At 67.7% G+C, this 17,191-nt stretch carries 10 protein-coding genes; 5 read left to right on the forward strand and 5 right to left on the reverse strand.

The window, feature by feature from the left end; all coding sequences use genetic code 11:
- Positions 1–135 precede the first annotated feature (135 nt).
- Entirely contained in the window at positions 136–9,486 is a 9,351-nt protein-coding gene (locus tag NU1_RS15245; protein ID WP_067521913.1) for a type I polyketide synthase, read from the forward strand.
- A gap of 454 nt (positions 9,487–9,940) precedes the next feature.
- A complete protein-coding gene (acpS, locus tag NU1_RS15250) occupies positions 9,941–10,363 on the forward strand; it encodes a holo-ACP synthase AcpS (RefSeq protein WP_067521915.1) in 423 nt (140 codons plus the stop codon).
- Positions 10,364–10,633: 270 nt separating this feature from the next.
- On the opposite strand, the gene NU1_RS15255 is transcribed toward acpS, so the two are convergent.
- The gene (locus NU1_RS15255) at positions 10,634–11,335 is read right to left on the reverse strand and encodes a TetR/AcrR family transcriptional regulator (RefSeq protein WP_067522133.1); all 702 of its coding nucleotides are present in this window, start codon (positions 11,333–11,335) and stop codon (positions 10,634–10,636) included.
- A gap of 202 nt (positions 11,336–11,537) precedes the next feature.
- Here NU1_RS15255 and NU1_RS15260 point away from each other — a divergent pair, with 202 nt between their 5' ends.
- Positions 11,538–12,818, forward strand: coding sequence for a DUF7159 family protein (locus tag NU1_RS15260; RefSeq protein ID WP_067521917.1), 1,281 nt, complete (start codon positions 11,538–11,540; stop codon positions 12,816–12,818).
- Between the two features lie 139 nt (positions 12,819–12,957).
- Here the strand turns inward: NU1_RS15260 and bcp are convergent, their stop codons facing one another.
- Entirely contained in the window at positions 12,958–13,431 is a 474-nt protein-coding gene (gene bcp, locus NU1_RS15265) for a thioredoxin-dependent thiol peroxidase (RefSeq protein ID WP_067521919.1), read from the reverse strand.
- 199 nt (positions 13,432–13,630) lie between these two features.
- On the opposite strand from bcp, the gene NU1_RS15270 reads away from it, so the two are divergent.
- Entirely contained in the window at positions 13,631–13,852 is a 222-nt protein-coding gene (locus NU1_RS15270; protein ID WP_067521921.1) for a DUF3618 domain-containing protein, read from the forward strand.
- A gap of 223 nt (positions 13,853–14,075) precedes the next feature.
- On the opposite strand, the gene NU1_RS15275 is transcribed toward NU1_RS15270, so the two are convergent.
- Together NU1_RS15275 and NU1_RS15280 are read right to left on the reverse strand one after the other, a co-directional pair.
- The gene (locus NU1_RS15275) at positions 14,076–14,375 is read right to left on the reverse strand and encodes an excalibur calcium-binding domain-containing protein (RefSeq protein WP_067521923.1); all 300 of its coding nucleotides are present in this window, start codon (positions 14,373–14,375) and stop codon (positions 14,076–14,078) included.
- Between the two features lie 120 nt (positions 14,376–14,495).
- Positions 14,496–15,467 carry a pirin family protein gene (locus NU1_RS15280; RefSeq protein ID WP_067522135.1) on the reverse strand — a complete coding sequence of 324 codons (972 nt, stop codon included), beginning with the start codon at positions 15,465–15,467 and terminating at the stop codon, positions 14,496–14,498.
- 82 nt (positions 15,468–15,549) lie between these two features.
- Between NU1_RS15280 and NU1_RS15285 the strand changes: the two genes are divergently transcribed.
- The gene (locus NU1_RS15285) at positions 15,550–16,008 is read left to right on the forward strand and encodes a MarR family winged helix-turn-helix transcriptional regulator (RefSeq protein WP_067521925.1); all 459 of its coding nucleotides are present in this window, start codon (positions 15,550–15,552) and stop codon (positions 16,006–16,008) included.
- Positions 16,009–16,014: 6 nt separating this feature from the next.
- On the opposite strand, the gene NU1_RS15290 is transcribed toward NU1_RS15285, so the two are convergent.
- Positions 16,015–17,085, reverse strand: a complete 1,071-nt coding sequence (locus tag NU1_RS15290) for a crotonase/enoyl-CoA hydratase family protein (protein ID WP_067521928.1) — start codon at positions 17,083–17,085, stop codon at positions 16,015–16,017.
- Positions 17,086–17,191: the final 106 nt, after the last annotated feature.

The raw sequence follows: 17,191 nt of genomic DNA on the forward strand, positions 1-17,191 counted from the left end.
GAAACATGAGGAACTCCTCATGATTTTGTGGAATCCTCGGCTCCACCAGGGCCGGTTGGCCGAGGGAAGACCTGCGCAACGAGAGCGCGGCCCCGTCCTGCGGGGGCAAGCCGCTACGAGAAGGAAGTCGACGCTTTGACGATCAACGAGAGCACCGGGACCGGATCCAAGGCGAGGGTGGCGCGTAAGGCCTCGGAGGGCGGGGTCAGATCGTCGCTGCTGGATAGGTTGCTGGGCGGTGTGCCGTATGCGCTGGCCTTCGGTGGACAGGGTGCTCAGTGGTTGCGCGAGCTCGAGGAGATCGGGCGCGACAGTGCACTGGAGCCGGAACTCACCGCGCTGGTGAACGATGCGGCGCGGCGGCTGGAACCCGTTGCTGCGCAGCTGCTCGTAGTCCGGCCGGTTGGTTTCGACCCCATTGGTTGGATGCTCGAGGAAGAGATCGCCGATCCCGAGCAGGGGGATGTGTCGGCGGCTCCTGCTCCGCAGGTGCTGCGGTCGGCCGCGGTATCCATGCCGGGCGTCTTCCTCACCCAGGTGGCCGCATTGCGTGCGTTGAGGTTGCAGGGCCTCGATATCGCCGCACAGGCTCCGGTCTCGTACGTCGGGCACTCGCAGGGTCGCCTGGCCGCCACCGCCGCCGCGGCGCACGGACAGCGCGACGGGGAAATGCTCGCCCTGGCCCAGCTGATCGGTGCCGCCGCGAGTCTCGTCGCCCGCCGTCGCGGGCTGGTACCGGTGGGCGAGCGCATGCCCATGGTGGCCGTATCCCACGTCGACCCCGACAAGCTGCAGGCCGTTATCGAGGAACTCTCCGCGGGCGTGGAGCCGAGCCAGGCCGCCGTGCTGTCGATTCGCAACGGCCGCCGCCGCGCGGTGCTCTCGGGTCCCGTCGCGCAGCTGGATCGGGTGCGGCAGCGCTGCGCCGAGATCAGCGCCGACCAGACCCGCGACCGTGACGCCAAGAAGCGTGGCGGCTCCGTCTTCGCTCCCGTCTTCGAGGACATTCCGGTCGAGGTGGCCTTCCACCACCCGGCGCTGGCCGAAACCGTCGAGCTGGTGAGCGAGTGGGCCGGACAGTGCGGACTCGATACCGAGCTGGCCGCCACCCTCACCCAGGAAATCCTGGTCGACCCCATCGACTGGGTCGCCACCGTCGATGAAGTGGTCGCCAGTGGCGCACAGTGGATTCTGGACCTCGGTCCGGGCGATCTGCTCTCCCGCCTCACCTCCGGCTCGCTCAAGGGCACCGGCGTCGGCGTCCTCGCCGCCTCCACCCGCCCCGGCCAGCGCAGCCTGTTCACTCCGGGCGCGGCACCCGAAATCGCTCCCGCCTGGGCGGAATTCGCACCCAAGCCGATCCGCCTGCCCAATGGCCGCGTGGTCGTCGAGACCGCGTTCACCCGTCTCACCGGCCGCTCGCCCATCCTGCTGGCGGGCATGACCCCCACCACTGTCGATGCGAAAATCGTTGCCGCCGCAGCCAATGCGGGCCACTGGGCCGAACTCGCGGGCGGCGGCCAGGTCACCGAGCAGATCTTCGCCGATCGCGTCGAGGAGCTGAAGACGCTGCTGCACCCGGGTCGCGCGGTGCAGTTCAACTCGCTGTTCCTCGATCCCTACCTGTGGAAGCTGCAACTCGGCGGTAAGCGCCTGGTGCAGAAATCCCGTTCCGCCGGTGCGCCTTTCGACGGCGTCATCGTCACCGCCGGTATTCCGGAGCTCGAAGAGGCCGTCGCGCTTATCGAGGAACTCACCGAAATCGGCATAACCCATGTGGCGTTCAAGCCCGGCACCGTCGCCCAGATCCGGGCCGTGCTGCGCATTGCCGACACCGCGCCCGACTACCCGGTCATCATGCATATCGAGGGCGGCCGCGCCGGTGGTCACCACTCCTGGGAAGACCTCGACGACCTGCTGCTCGAGACCTATTCCGAACTGCGCAGCCGCACGAATGTGATCGTTTGTGTGGGCGGGGGCATCGGCACCCCCGAGCGCGCCACCGAATACCTCACCGGCGCTTGGGCACAGCCCTACGGCTACCCGGTCATGCCCCTGGACGGCGTACTGGTCGGCACCGCCGCCATGGCCACCCTCGAGGCCACCACCGCCCCCGAGGTCAAGCAGTTGCTGGTCGATACCCCCGGCACCCCGAACTGGGTCGGCGCGGGTACCGCCACCGGCGGAATGGCTTCCGGCCGTAGCCAATTGGGTGCCGACATCCACGAGATCGACAATGCGGCCTCGCGCACCGGTCGCCTGCTGGACGAGGTCGCCGGTGACAGCGACGCGGTCGCCGAGCGCCGCGCGGAAATCATCGAGGCCCTCGACCGCACCGCCAAGCCGTACTTCGGCGACGTCGCCACCATGACCTACGTGGAGTGGCTGGAGCGCTACGTCGAACTGGCCGTGGGCCTGGACCGCCGCAAGGATTTCGACTGCGGCGGCGATTTCACCGACGCCATTGCCGACGCCACCAGCTCGGTATGGCTGGACATCACCTGGCGCAATCGCTTCGCGGAGATGGTGCGCCGCACCGAATCTCGCCTCAATGCGGCCGATCGCGGCGAAATCGAAACCCTCTTCGCCGACGACTCCGTCTTCGAGGAGCCGGTGCGCGCCCTGTGCACACTCAAGGAGCGCTACCCGGCCGCCACCGCCACCGTCCTGCACCCGGCCGATGTGCCGTTCTTCATCTCGCTGTGCAAGACCCCCGGCAAGCCGGTCAACTTCGTCCCCGTCGTCGACGGCGATGTCCGTCGCTGGTGGCGCTCGGATTCGCTGTGGCAGGCCCATGATCCGCGCTACAGCGCCGATCAGGTGTGCGTCATCCCGGGCACCGTCGCCGTCGCGGGCATCACCCGCGTGGACGAGCCCGTCGGCGAACTGCTCGACCGCTTCGAGCAGGACGCCGCCTACTCACTGGTCCGCTCGGGCAGTGTCCCGGCCGCCGTGGACGGTCGCCGCCGCGCCGAAATCACCCAGGGCGCAATCGATACCGTAATCGCCGCCCCCGATGTGGAATGGGCCGGACGCACCACTGTCAACCCCGTCCACCGGCTCGGCGACGTGCACGAGTGGACCGCGGACGGCAAGGGCGCCGTGCACCCGCGCACCGGTGCGACCCTGATCGCCAGCACCGGACCCGAAACCGACAGTGCCTACGTGGAATTGACGGTTCCGCTGCTCGGCCGTGACGCCGTGCGCATTCGCATCACCGTGCCGGTCTCCGTCTACAACGGTGGCGCGCCCGTGGTCACCGCGGACGATGCCGAGGCCGCCATGTCGGCGCTGCTCGGCGTCGCGGCCGGACAGTCGCTGCCGGAGGTCAAGACCTTCGACGGCACCAAGGTCGCGCACGTCAATCTGGCGTGGACCTCCGACCTCATCGCCGATCACGCGGGTGTCACCGGTTCCGGACTGCCGGAGCACCTCAGCACCATCGGCCGCACCGTGCCCGACGTACTCGTAGGTGCCTGCTGGCCCGCCGTTTTCGCGGTGCTCGGCGCCACCCGCACCGCCGAGGGCACGAGCGTGATCGAAGGCATGCTCGACCTGGTCCACCTGGACCACCAGATCAACCTGGTCGGCCAATTGCCCGACGGCGCAAGCGTGCTGGCCGTGCGTGCGGAGGCCGGCGAGACCCTCGATACCGACCTCGGCCGGGTTGTCGAAGTACGAGTCAAGATCACCGGCATGCTGGACAAGCCGGAAACCGGTATGTCCATGCCGGTTATCGCGACCCTCACCGAGCGCTTCGCCATTCGCGGCCGCACCGGCGCCGGTGAACTCACCGATCCGCCACGTGCCGCGGGCGCGCTGACCGCCGACGCCGCCGACACCCCGCGTCGCCGCCGCCGCGATGTCACGCTGACCGCACCGCGCGCCATGGCCGCCTTCGCGCAGGTATCGGGCGACCACAACCCGATTCACACCAGCGATGCCGCCGCCAAGCTGGCCGGACTCGGCAGCCCGATCGTGCACGGCATGTGGCTGTCGGCCGCCGCGCAGCACGCCGTCTCGGCCATCGACCCGACCGATAAGGTGCCGCCGCGCACCATTACCGCGTGGACCACCCGCTTCCTCGGCATGGTCCGCCTGGGCTCGCAGATCGACGTGCGCGTCGAGCGCGTCGCGGTGGATCGCGGCAGTGAGATTGTCGAGGTGTCCTGCCGGATCGACGGTGACCTCGTCATGACCGGCACCGGCCGGATCGCACCCGCCAGGACCGTGTACGCCTTCCCGGGCCAGGGCATTCAGACCAAGGGGATGGGTCTGGACGCTCGCACCCGCTCCAAGGCGGCCAAGGACATCTGGGACCGTGCCGATAAGCACACCCGCGACGCCCTCGGCTTCTCGATCCTCGCCGTGGTACGCGACAACCCGACCTACCTCAAGGCCCGGGGCGTCGAATACCGGCATCCGCAGGGCGTTCTGCACCTGACCCAGTTCACCCAGGTCGCCATGGCGACCCTCGGTGTCGCGCAGGTCGCGGAGCTGCGGGAATCGGGTGCGTTCGTGGAAGGCGCGATGCTGGCCGGACATTCGGTCGGGGAGTACAACGCGCTCGCCGCCGTCGCCGGGGTGCTGCCGCTCGAGGCCGTCCTCGAGGTGGTGTTCCAGCGTGGGTCCGCCATGCACGAGCTGGTGCCCCGTGATGCCCAGGGCCGCAGCGACTATCGGATGGCCGCCATCCGTCCGTCGCAGATCGGCGTGCCCGATGCCGCGGTGATCGATTTCGTCGCCACCATCGGTGCCAAGGCCGGTGAATTCCTCGAGGTCGTGAACCTGAACCTGCGTGGTTCCCAGTACGCCATCGCGGGTACCGTCGCCGGACTCGAGGCCCTCGAAGCCGAAATCGAGCGTCGCCGCGCCGAAACCGGCGGTAAGCGCGCCTTCGTGGTGGTGCCCGGCATCGATGTGCCGTTCCACTCCACCGTGCTGCGCGCCGGCGTGCCGGAATTCCGGTCCAAGCTGCGCGAACTGCTGCCGGAGGATCTGCATCCGGAACTGCTCGTCGGCCGCTACATTCCGAACCTGGTGCCGCGACCGTTCAATCTGAGTCGCGAATTCATCGCCGAGGTCGCCGAATACGTGCCGTCCGAGCCGCTCGCCAAGGTGCTCGCGGACTTCGACACCTGGGCCGCCAACCCGGTCGAACTGTGCCGTGTGCTGCTGATCGAACTGCTGGCCTGGCAGTTCGCCAGCCCGGTGCGCTGGATCGAAACCCAGGATCTGCTGTTCACCGATACCGCCCACGGGGGCCTCGGTGTCGAGCGCTTCATCGAAATCGGTGTGGCCGCAACGCCTACCGTCGCCAACCTGGCGACCAATACGCTCAAGCTGCCCGCGTTCTCCAACGCCACGGTCGAGGTGCTCAATATCGAGCGCGAAGCCGCCGTCGTATACGCAACCGATACCGATCCCGCGCCGGTGGAGGAGCCCGAGGAGACTCCGGCCGCCGCCGAAACCATCACCGCCGCAGGCGCTCCCGCCTCGGTCGCGGCCCCGGCCGCGCCGTCGGGTGGACCGCGCCCCGACGACATCGCGTTCACCGCCGCCGACGCCACCCGCGTACTCATCGCGCTGTGGACCAAGCTGCGCCTGGATCAGATCGGTCCGGTCGACACCATCGAGGGCCTGTGCGACGGCGTGTCCTCGCGCCGCAATCAGCTCCTGGTCGACCTCGGCTCCGAGCTGTCCCTGGGTGCCATCGACGGTGCCGCCGATGCCGATATGGGCGCCCTGTCCGCCACCGTCGAGCGCCTGGCCCGCACCTACAAGCCGTTCGGCTCGGTGCTGTCCGATTCGATCGGCGACCACCTGCGCAAGGTGTTCGGTCCCTCCGGGAAGCGGCCCGCCGCCATTGCCGAACGCGTCAAGAAGGTGTGGGAACTCGGCGACGGCTGGGCCAGCCACGTCACCGCCGAGGTATCCCTCGGCACCCGCGAGGGCGCTTCCGTCCGCGGCGGCGACCTGGGCGGCCTGGTTTCCGGTGCGCTGGGTGACGGTGCGTCCGTGGACGCCGCCATCGACGCGGCCGTGCAGGCGGTGGCCGGACGCCGCGGTATCGCGGTCTCCATGCCGTCCTCCGGTGGTGGCGGCGGCGCGACCGTCGACGCCGCCGCGCTGGGCGAATTCACCGAGCAGATCACCGGCCGCGACGGCGTTCTCGCCACCGCCGCCCGGGTGGTGCTCGAGCAGCTCGGCCTGACCGAGCAGCTGTCCGCCCCGGCGGCCAGCGACGAGACCCTGGTTGATCTGGTCTCCGCGGAACTCGGTTCCGATTGGCCGCGCCTGGTGGCGCCCGCCTTTGACGCCAAGAAGGCCCTCCTCATCGACGACCGCTGGGCCACCGCCCGTGAGGATCTCGCGCGGCTGTGGCTGGGCAATGACGCCGATATCGCCGACCTGCCGGTTGACGGATTCATCGGTGCGGGCGAAGCCGTTGCGGTACAGGCGAACTGGTGGCGCGAACGCGCCATGGGCGAAGCCCGCTCAGTGCTGGCCGGACTCTACGGCCGCATTGCCGAGGCCGCTGTCGAGGTGAGCGAGCCGGGTGAATGGTCCGGCGAGATCGCGGTAATCACCGGCGCCAGCAAGGGTTCCATCGCGGCCGCGGCGACCGGGCGACTGCTCGGCGGCGGCGCGACCGTCGTCGTCACCACCTCCAAGCTCGACGACAACCGGATCGGCTTCTACAAGCAGCTCTACCGCGACAATGCCCGCAATGGCGCGGCACTGTGGGTGGTGCCCGCGAATATGGCCTCCTACACCGATATCGACGCGCTCATCGACTGGGTCGGCAATGAGCAGATCGATAATGCCGGTGGCGCGAAGATCCTGGTCAAGGAGGCCATGACCCCCACCATGCTGATGCCGTTCGCGGCACCGCGGGTGGCCGGTGACCTCGCCGACGCGGGTGCGCGCGCCGAAATGGAGATGCGTGTCCTGCTCTGGTCGGTGGAGCGCCTCATCGGCGGGCTGTCCAAGATCGGCGCTGATCACGATGTGGACGCCAAACTCCATGTGGTGCTGCCGGGTTCACCCAACCGCGGTCTCTTCGGTGGCGATGGCGCCTACGGCGAGTCCAAGGCCGCCCTCGATGCCGTGGTCGCCAAGTGGCGGGCCGAGAAGTCGTGGTCGACCCGGGTCACCCTGGTGCACGCCCTGATCGGCTGGGTGCGCGGCACCGGCCTGATGGGTCATAACGATCCGCTGGTCGAGGCCGTCGAGAAGGCCGGCGTGCACACCTGGTCCACCCAGGAGATGGCCGACGAGCTGCTCAAGTGGTGCACCGACCGGGCCCGCACGGTCACCGCCACCGGACCGCAGCAGATCGACCTGACCGGCGGGCTGGCCAGTGCCAAGCTGGATCTGTCGGCGCTGGGTAAAGAGGCCGCGGAAGCGGCCGCGGCCGAGGAGGATTCGGCCGAGCAGGTCGCGACCATCGCGGCGCTGCCCGCCCCGCCGACACAGCTCTCCTCCGCACTGCCCGTTCCCGAATGGGGCTCGGTCACCGCCGATCTCGACGATATGGTCGTGATAGTCGGTGCCGGCGAGCTCGGCCCCTACGGCTCGGCGCGCACCCGCTTCGAGATGGAGGTCTCCGACGAGCTGTCCGCCGCCGGTGTCCTCGAACTGGCGTGGACCACCGGTCTGGTCACCTGGGAACAGGAGCCCAAGGCGGGCTGGTACGACACCGAAACCGGGGACTATGTAGACGAATCCGAGCTGGCCGAGCGCTACCACGACACCGTGGTGGAGCGCTGCGGTGTGCGTCGCTACGGCGACGACGGGGCCATGGTCGACAACACTGCCCCGTTGCTCACCTCGGTGTTCCTGGACAAGGACCTCACCTTCGTCGTCAATAGCGAGACCGAGGCCCGCGCCTTCTACGCCGCCAGCCCGGAGCAGACCGTCATCACGCCGGTCGAAGGCACCGGCGGGGGCGGTGGGGCGGGGGCCAACACAGACTGGCAGGTTATCCGCAAGGCGGGCACCGAGATCCGGGTGCCGCGCAAGGCCAAGCTGTCGCGCACCGTCGGCGGCCAGATCCCCACCGGCTGGGATCCCACCAAGTGGGGCATCTCCGCTGATATGGCGGGTTCGGTCGACCGGGTGGCGCTGTGGAACATCGTCTGCACCGTGGACGCGTTCCTGAGCTCCGGCTTCAGCCCCGCCGAACTGATGAACTGGGTGCACCCGGCCATGGTCGCCAATACCCAGGGCACCGGTATGGGTGGCATGTCGTCCATGCGCTCGCTCTACATCGACAACCTGCTCGGTGAGCCGCGCGCAAACGACATCCTCCAGGAGGCGCTGCCGAACGTCGCTCTGGCACATGTGGTTCAGAGCTACGTCGGCTCCTACGGCGGCATGGTCCACCCGGTCGCCGCCTGTGCGACCGCGGCGGTCTCGGTCGAGGAGGGCGTCGACAAGATCCGCCTCGGCAAGGCCGACCTGGTGGTGGCCGGCGGATACGACGATCTCGGTATCGAGGGCATCGTGGGCTTCGGCGATATGTCGGCCACCGCGGACTCGGCGGCCATGAGCTCCAAGGGCATCAGCGACCGGTACTTCTCCCGGGCCAACGACCGCCGTCGCGGCGGATTCGTCGAATCCCAGGGTGGCGGAACGGTTCTCCTCGCTCGCGCCAGCGTCGCGGCGGAGATGGGGCTGCCGGTACTCGGTGTGGTGGCCTTCGCGCAGTCCTTCGCCGACGGTGTGCACACCTCGATCCCGGCCCCGGGGCTCGGCGCACTCGCCGCCGGACGCGGTGGCCCGGAGTCGAAACTCGCTGCCGCCCTGCGGAAGCTGGGCGTCGCCCCGGACGAGGTCGCCGTGATCTCCAAGCACGACACCTCCACCGCGGCCAATGATCCCAATGAGTCCGAGCTGCACGAACGCCTCGCGACGGCCATCGGCCGCTCCGAGGGCGCACCGCTGTTCGTGGTGTCGCAGAAGGCCCTCACCGGGCACGCCAAGGGGGGCGCGGCGGCCTTCCAGCTCATCGGCCTGTGCCAGGTGCTGGAACAGGGCATCATCCCGCCCAACCGCAGCCTCGACTGCGTGGACGACAAGATGAAGGCCTACCCGCACCTGGTGTGGCTGCGCGAGGCACTGAAGTTGGGAGATCGCTTCCCGCTCAAGGCCGGTCTGGTCACCTCACTCGGCTTCGGGCATGTGTCCGGACTGCTCGCGATCGTGCATCCGCAGGCGTTCGTACAGGCCATCGACCCGGAGCGGCGCGAGGAGTACCTGCGGAAGGCCGAGGAGCGCAAGCTGAGTGGTCGGCAGCGGTTCGTGGAGGCCATGTGCGGCGGCGACGCCCTCTACGAGCGTCCGGCCGACCGTCGTCTCGGCGGCGACGGCACCCCGGCCAAGCAGTCGCGGCAGCTGGAAGCCGACATGCTGCTGTCGCGGGACGCACGACTGGGTACCGACGGGGTGTACGTCGCGAGTTACGGTCCCGCCTGCAGCTGACAGTGGAAGCCGCTGCCGCGCTGAGTAATTCAGCGCGGCGCGGCCCCGTAGCAGCCCCGTCATTCCGGCGTGTACGCAGCCCCGTCATTCCGGCATGTTTATGGCCGGAATCCACACCTGCGATCAGTAGTGGATCCCGGCCAAAAGCACGCCGGGATGACGGAGCTGCCGCGCTTTGGATGGCAGTGCGGCGGCGCTTTGATGACGGAGCGGCGGCGCTTTCGAGGGCGGGCGGCCGCGCTTCGATGGCGGACCGGCCGCGCTTCGGTGAAGGAGTGGCCGCGCTTCGATGACGTGCTGGCCCCGCTGTATAGCGGCGGATACGACGGTTCCGCTGGTATGTTGCAGCCGAATTGGTGACCGCCCCCACAAAGGGTCGCACCGTGTTCACGTCCGCTGAACGGACGGCGGCGGCCTGTGTGGTCGCCGTAATCGACGGAGGAGCTGCAAGTCTGTGACGATCCTGGGTATCGGCCTGGACCTGGTGACCATTTCCGAGTTCACGGAGCAGATGAAGCGTGCCGGAACCACCATGATCCGGGAGAGTTTCACCGCGGGGGAGCGGCGCTACTGCGAGAGCAAGGGCACCGACCCGGCACGCAGTTACGCGGCCCGCTGGGCGGCGAAAGAGGCCGTGATCAAGGCGTGGGCCAATTCGCGCTTCGCCCGCAGCCCACAGGTCGGTGACAACCCGTATCCGCTCATCGAGGTCGTGAACGATGCCTGGGGGCGGCCGAGTATCAAATTGCACGGCCTCGCGGCGGAATTCCTGCCGCGCGTCCGAGTTCACCTGTCGCTCACCCACGATGGGGATACGGCGGCGGCCATGGTGGTGCTGGAAGATCCGGGCGAACTGGCCGATCTCATCGAAGGCTGAGCGACAATCCTGCCGGGCAGGCCGACATCCTGGCGTGCGCCGTCCTGGTCAGCTCGGCGTGCGCACCCCCTGTCAGCCTGGTGTGCGTCGTCCCTGCCAGCCTGGTGTGCGCCGCCCCTGTCAGCTTGGCGTGCGCCGTACCGGTCATCCCGGCGTGCTTTGGCCGGGATCCACGTTCCGTAGTGCCGCAACCTATCTCGGTGGATTCCGGCCGAACGCATGCCGGAATGACGGGCGGGATTACGCCTGAAGCACCGTTGGTCGCCGCAGCTAGTCGCCGCCGCGCTGTCCGCCGGTGCGCGATTCCTTCTCCGCGATCAGCAGATACGCGACCATGAGTCGTTTCAGCTCCGATACCGCGTCCTCGTGGCTGAGTCCGTCCTGTACGGAGAAGTTCAGCATCGAGTACACGACGTGCACCAGCACCTGCGCCATCATGGCGCGCCGGGCCCGCGGGGTGCGGGGCATGAGCGGGCGCAGCATCTGCGCGACCGCGTCGGCGAATTCCTTCTCGTGGATCGCGCCGGTGGCCCGGGTCGACGGGGTCGACTGCATGGCCAGCCACACCTCGCGCCGTGACGGATCGGTCATCCACAGCTGCGCCAGGTGGTCCACGAAGCTGTTCATGTACCGCAGCCAGTCCATGGACGGGATTTCGCCGTGGAAGTTGGCCAGCTCCTGCGAAACCGCCACCAGATCTTGACGATTGAGCTCGCAGACGATCACGTATTTATTGGCGAAGAACTGGTAGAGGGTGCCGATCGGGACTTCCGCGCGAGCCGCGACCTCCTCACAGGTGAAGGATTCGAAGCCGACTTCGACGAGCAGTTCCCTGGACGACTGGAGCAGTGCGTCGAATTTCCGTTTGCTCCGTTCCTGCGTCGGGCGGCGACGGGGCATCAACTCTTGCGGGTCGTCCTGCAACTCCAACGCAGGGTCGGGCCTTCGCGTTGCCCTCGCTCCCGTGCGCATTTCCACGTTCAACAGGCTACTGGTAGCGACACGCGGATGACACGCGGTGGTGTCCTGCGTGTTTACAAGAGGCCCAACAGTTATGACCAATCCACACCGAGTGTGGCGCCGAACACTCATTGCAGCTGCTCCAGCGGCTGGACTAAAACGCGCAAGGCGGAAGGCTGAATCAGTGGTTGTTCCTGCGGTTGTTCGATCCGCGGTGACGCTCGGTGTTTCCACCGAGCGTGGCACCGTCCATGCGGTGGCGCTGGCAGACGACGGCGACAAGTTGTCCGAGCGGGTACTGCTGCACATCACCGGAAAGGTCGGCGGCGAGACGAAGGCCGATCTGGCCGCCGCCGTCGAGGCGGTTATGGATGCCGTCGCCGATAAAATCGGGCCGGATCGCGACATCGTGGGGGCGGCTGTCGCCTACCGCGATGCCGCCGAACGGCGCGCCATTGTCACGCGGCTCGCGGCCGGACGGTGGCATGAGGCGTCGCTGGTCTCGGCCAAGTCCTCACATCTGGCGGTGGCGCGAGCCATGACCTGGGTGGATGAATTCGACGATCTCGCCATCTGTGAGGTCGTTCCCGGCTTCCAAGCGTTCTCCCTCATCGACGGCGAACGTACCCGGGTGCTGGCGGCGGTCACACTGAACGGCGGTGCGGCCAGTGAGGAGGCCATGCGGGCCGCCGTCACCGCGGCCTGGGATCAGTTCGACGCTGCCGGGGTCCGCCCGGATGCCGTGGTGCTGATCGGTTCCGCCGCAAGCGAACCCGGCGTGGTAGCGGCGCTCCAGGCGGGATTCGGTGCGCCGATCATTCCGTGCCGGGTAGCGGCGGCCGCTCCGGCCATCGGCGCGGCGCTGGCCGCGCTGCCGGAGGTCGAGGTCGCCGGTGAGGCGGCCGAACGGCTGAAGCGCACCCGTGGCACGGCGGCGCTGTTCGCGGCGGCGAGCGTGCTCGCTGGCGGGCTGGTAGCAGGCGGGGTGTACACGGCGAGCAGTAACTCGCGCACGGTGCCCGAACCCATGCTCACCGACGCCCGGGTACGCGCCGACGGTAATCGTGTCGGTAATCAACCGATCGCCGATACCGGTTCGGCTCTCGGGTCTTCCAATGAAACGCATTGGGAACCCGGCATCACCGCACCCACCGAAGTCGGGGCCGAGTTGTCCCGGGAGTCGGCACCCGTGGCCGAACTCGATGTGGTGACCATCGATCCGAGCGGTAGTTGGGGTCCGGATTCGGAATCCGGAGCGCTCGGGCTCATGAGTCCGAAGCCGCTCCTCGAGGCCGAGCCGGAGGCCAATACCGGACCCGGCCACCAGTCCATCATTCCCGCCCCGACCAACCAGGTCGGCGCACCCGACGGCTTCGGTCTGTTCCCCGGGGAGGCGGCCCCGCCGCCGGTGGGTTCTCCGGAATTCCAGAAGTGGTGGGAGGGGCACTGGTCGATGATGCTGAAGTGGGCTGTCGAGCTGATGCCCCGCGCATAGCTCCCCTGCCTCCCCGAAAACTTCAGCGCTCGGTAGAGATCCGTCGACCGTTGTGTATGCGTGCCGACGGTTTTGAGCGGGGACGCCGCGACCTGTCGGTGATTACACCGACAGGTCGCGGTGGATTTCGGCTCGGTGTCTAGACCGAAAGGTCGCGGCGGAGCTTGGCAACGTGGCCGGTGGCGCGGACGTTGTACTGGGCGAGTTCGATCTTGCCCTTCTCGTCCACCAGGAAGGTGGAGCGAATGACGCCGGTGACCTTCTTGCCGTACATCATCTTTTCGCCGAAGGCGCCCCACGCGGAGAGCACCTCCTTATCCGGGTCGGACAGCAGCGGGAAGGTGAGCTGCTCGTTCTCCTGGAATTTGGCCAGCTTGGCGGGCTTGTCGGGGGAGATGCCCACGACCTCGAGGCCCGCGCCCTCCAGCGCCGCCAGGCTGTCGCGGAAATCGCAGGCCTGCTTGGTGCAGCCGGGAGTGCTCGCCGCCGGGTAGAAGTAGATGATCACCTTGCGTCCTTGGAAATCGGACAGCGATACCGAATTGCCATCGGCGTCGGACAGGGTGAAGGCGGGGGCGGTGTCGCCGGGACTGAGCCGGGAATTCTCGGTCATGCCCTGCACGCTAGCCGACCGGACGGACGGTGGTCAGCCGCTGTACCGAGGCGATGGACATCTCGGACGTTAGACTCGCAGCGGGTCGGGACCACAGGCCGGGAAGTGCCGTGTTTTATCGCGGTGGCAGCCCGAAAGTCGGTATGGCCCCATCGGACGACAATGCCGCACCTGAGGCGGCCGAAGACAGGAGTGTGACGTGGCGAGGGATACCGACGACATTCAGCGCGAGATCGAGGCCGCGCGCCATCGGCTCGCGACCACGCTCGACGAACTCGCGGTGCGCGCCGATCCGCAGCGATTGGCCGACAACACCAAGCACGCCATTGTGGCGAAGGTGAACGAGCCGAAGATCAAGTACAGCCTGATCGGCGCGGGTGCCCTCTTCGTACTCCTGCTGCTGGTCAAGATCTTCCGCTGAGAATTCGCCCAACTCTCGGGGCTCTCAGGGGCTTCGCCCCCGGAAACCCCACATGGGCGGCCGGGTCGAGGCGCGTGATCTGATACTCGCGGCTGCGGGGTGCCTGCGCCCGCCTTGGCCACCTCGATCGCCCCGGTTGTCCAGAAGACGCGAGGCCGAAAAGACGAACACCCGGTGCGGTCGAGGCACCGGGTGTTTTGTGTCTGAATCAGGTATTCGTGAATCAGACCGTCGGGCAGGCGAAACCGTCGCCGTCGGGGTCGAGGTGCGGGCCGTAGCCGTCCTCGCCCCGGAACAGTGGGGCGCGGCCCGCGTTTCGGGCGTCATCGCAGTTGCGGAACGAGCCACCGGCGGAACCGGTCTGGGTCAGCTGCGCCGAACCGACGGCGGCCGAGCCGGTATCGATGGTGGATGAACCGGTGCCGGTGGAACCGGTGGGGACGTTGGCAGAGGCGACGGCGGCGGGGGCAAATGCCGCCAATCCCGCGACACTGGCCGTGACGAGAAGCCTACGAACGTTCATGTATTCCTCAATGTTTTGTACGCGATGGGGGGTGAACCGCCGTCCACCTTCGCGAGGGACCGTTGCATTGTCAACCGGATGGGCTATTCATCGAGGCAGAAGCCTTGCGCGAGGACCCTTTCAGTGGTGTCCGACGCCATGCTCTGCGGGAATACGACCCATTCGTCCGGCTTGGAAATCCTCGATGGCATCGATGATCTCCTGTCGGGTATTCATGACGAACGGGCCGTACTGCACGACCGGTTCCCGAATGGGTTGACCGCCGAGCAGCAGCACTTCCATATCGCCGGTGCGGCTTTCTTGTTTCATATCCGCGCCGACGGTGATGGAATCGCCGCGACCGAGTACCGCCAGTTGTCCCGAGACGACCGGACGACGGTCGGCACCAAGCGTGCCGCTGCCGGAGATCACGTAGACCATAGCCGTGAAGTCTTGCGGCCAAGGCGTTTCCAACTGTCCGCCCGGAGTGAGCGAGGCGTGCGCGTACGCGATCGGCGTATGCGTCGACCCCGGACCGGCGAAGCCGCCGATATCGCCCGCGATGATTCGCATCAGGGCGCCACCGTCGTGTGAGCTGACGAGGGTGAGTTCGGCGGCCCGCAAATCCTGATAGCGCGGGGCGGCCATCTTGTTGTCGCGCGGCAGATTCACCCACAGCTGGAAACCGTGCATATCGCCGCCGCGCACCACCAGATCCTCGGCGGGCAATTCATCGTGCAGGATGCCGGAACCTGCCGTCATCCATTGGGTATCGCCTTCGCCGATCGTCCCGCCACCGCCGTGTGAATCGTGGTGGACCATACTGCCGTCGAGGACATAGGTGACGGTCTCGAATCCGCGATGCGGATGCCAGGGCGCACCCTTCGCCTCGTGTGGCTCGTAGGTGACCGGACCCATCTCGTCGAGCAGGATGAACGGATCCGCGCTGCGCAGATCCATACTCGGGAAGGGGCGGCGCACCTCGAAGCCCGCACCCTCGCGCTGGGTATGGGCGGTGACCAGACGGGTTACCGCGCGTTCGCGAGAGGTGGCGGCGTCCGGGCGGGGCAGCCGCGGCAGCACCAGAATGTTGTCGACGGTGATGGCGGGCATGGGGACCTCCTCCATGGGGCCGGGGGCGAACCCGCGGCACTGTTAGTGTCCATGTCAACCAAAGAGGGTTAGGATCTATTTCATGGTGCGCTGGCTGAACGACGCGGAACAGGAAACCTGGCAGTCCTATATCCGGATGCGGCAGCGGCTCGAAGCCGCCATAGCCGCCGGATTGGCCGCCGATGGACTGTCCACTTCGGACTACGAGATTCTGGTGGCGCTCTCCGGTGCGGGTGGCGAGATGCGCGCGAATGCCCTCGGCACGGAGATCTGCTGGGATAAGAGCCGGCTGTCCAAACATCTGGCGCGGATGGACAAGCGTGGCCTGGTGTCGCGGTGTACGGCCACCGATGATGCCCGCGGGCGTGAGGTGCGGTTGACCGATGCGGGTAAGGCGGCCCTCGAGAATGCCGCACCGAACCATGTGGAGTTGGTTCGGCACGCGTTCATCGACCAGCTGAGCACCTCGGAGGCCGAGGCGCTGCGGTCGCTGTCGAAGAAGGTCGTGGGTCGGGTCGAGCGGGAGGATGCGCTCGGCTGAGCGCCGCTAATCCACGCCGCCGGATTGTCCGACGCCGGATTCCGGCGCGGCGGAAGGCTTTTCGAACTGCGCGCGCTTCCAGTCGCCGAAGGGCTCGTCGCGCTCGCGCACGGCCTGGCGGAAACCGGCTGTCATGGATCGTAATTGGAAGGCGTAGCCCTCGCGGGTGTGCCGGGAGATGCCGTCGAACACCGTGCTCACCATGCCGGAATTGGCCACACCCTGATTGATCAGCGCGCTGTTGAGGGCCAGCTTCGCCATGATCAGCTGATTGATCGGCATCTGTGAAATGCGTTGCAGTAGATCCTCGGTGCGCTCATCGAGCTCATCGGCGGGCGGCGCCTCGATGGCGAGGCCCCATTCGGCGGCCTGCTTGCCACTGAGGCTGTCGCCGGTGAACAGCAGGCGCTTGGCCCGCTGATCGCCCACCCGATGCGCCCACATGCCCGCTGCCGGGATGCCCCAGGTGCGGGTGGGCGGGTAGCCGAAGCGGGCATCCTCGGCGCAGATGATCTGATCGGCGAACAGGGCGATATCGGTCCCGCCCGCGATGGCGAACCCGTGCACCTTGGCCACGGTCGGCTTATTGGCGTACAGCAGGCTGGCGAAGCCGCGATTGAAGCGCGACATCATCTGATAGTCGACCATGGGATCCCAATTGGCCCAGGGGTTGTGGTTGCGCGCCTGGACGACCGGATCGAGCACGGTGCCCTCGACGGGGGCCGCGCCCTCGGTCGGGCCGAAGCTGTTCTCCGCGAAGATCGACAGGTCGTAGCCGCCGCAGAAGCCCTTGCCGCGTCCGCTCACCACAATGACGTGCACGCGCGGGTCGAGATCGGCGCGCTCCACCGCTGACGCCAGCTCGATCGGGGTATCGGCGGTAATCGCATTGCCCTGTTCGGGGCGATTGAAGGTGATCCGCGCGATCCGCCCGGTCACCTCGTAGGTCAGGGTGCGGCCGGTGAAGGCGCCCTCCGGCTCCGGGCGGTCGACGAACAGTGATTCGTCGCCGCCGGTCAGGTCGTCGCGCCAGGCCGCGGGGCGGGTTCCGGAGTGGTTCTCGAAGTCGGGTGACACGCAAGCAGTGAACCCCCGTTCATTTCTTGCTGTCAAGGTCTCCACATCATCCCGGCGGGTATTCGGCCGGAATCCACAACTCGCTGCGGATCAACCGATGGTGGTG

The sequence above is a fragment of the Nocardia uniformis NBRC 13702 genome (assembly GCF_001613345.1).
Classification (GTDB): Bacteria; Actinomycetota; Actinomycetes; order Mycobacteriales; family Mycobacteriaceae; genus Nocardia; species Nocardia uniformis.